This window comes from Paenibacillus sp. Y280 (assembly GCF_056786335.1).
The window spans coordinates 1-930 of record NZ_JBXCIW010000062.1 but is presented as its reverse complement, the minus strand read 5'-3'; the positions used below and the strand labels follow the sequence as shown (position 1 = coordinate 930).

Genomic DNA, 930 nt, shown 5'->3' with positions numbered 1-930 from the left:
TTAGCATACACCATCCCCCTCCCCATACGAAGGGGCAACGTCATTTCCAAGTATTATATTGGGTTATTTCTGTCATTCAAGTAATATGACTTTCCGCTCGATTCGGAGCCAGATGTAACGGTTTGTGAACTGCTCAGCCATTTTTAATGTGACTTGTCGACCATGGCACACCAGTACACCTACGCATTCAAAAAATTCTCGCCGGAAGCGCTGAATGGTAAAGGTACGATGAACCGGTTCACAACAATCTTGCTTGAAACGTTCGAACAAATTGTAAGCGAACAGTTTGACGAGCAAATCCATTTCATTCGCAGCGAAATCGTCCGTTGGAATACGGTGGATCGAGAAACCGCGCTTGGCTTCTTTGATGTAGTTTTCCATGCAACAGCGCTGGTTGTAAAAGCGCCATACATCGATGGCTTCCCATGGCTCGCTGGTTACCATAGCCTCGTATTGCCAGAGTAAATCGAGAAATCCATCTTGTTCAAACATCATTTGTTCCGTTTCAAATCGTTGCACTTTTCGAATAACAGCGACCCTTCTTGTGGTGTCCCAAGAAGTGGCTTTATAGCACAACACTAGACCTTCAATGATCCAGTCATCATCAACAAAACGTGTCCAGAGCGGGCAAGCTTGAACTTGTTCTTGCAAGCGATTTGTCCATTTGATCTTACCGACATAGCCGATTTTTCTGGATTCCCAAAAACTATAAAACGCTTCGCCGCCAAAGCCTTTGTCAAAGCGAACATAATCAACTGGACGAGCAGACAGAAGCGATAGCGTTTTCTCAGCAAAAGCAAGTACGTCCGTGGAGCTATGCACGTTGCCGGGTCGTAATTCAGCGTTCAACAGAAACCTGGACTTCCCTTCGTATACCAAAATAGGATGGTAGCTTTTGCGTCCGGGTTTATAGCTATTTACGCCAACGGC

Annotated in this window: 1 protein-coding gene; it reads right to left on the bottom strand. The window is 45.5% G+C overall.

The window, feature by feature from the left end:
* Nucleotides 1–72: 72 nt before the first annotated feature.
* Nucleotides 73–930: IS1380 family transposase (locus AC1TPC_RS26830; RefSeq protein ID WP_482069773.1), on the bottom strand; the 858-nt coding region annotated here is incomplete at its 5' end.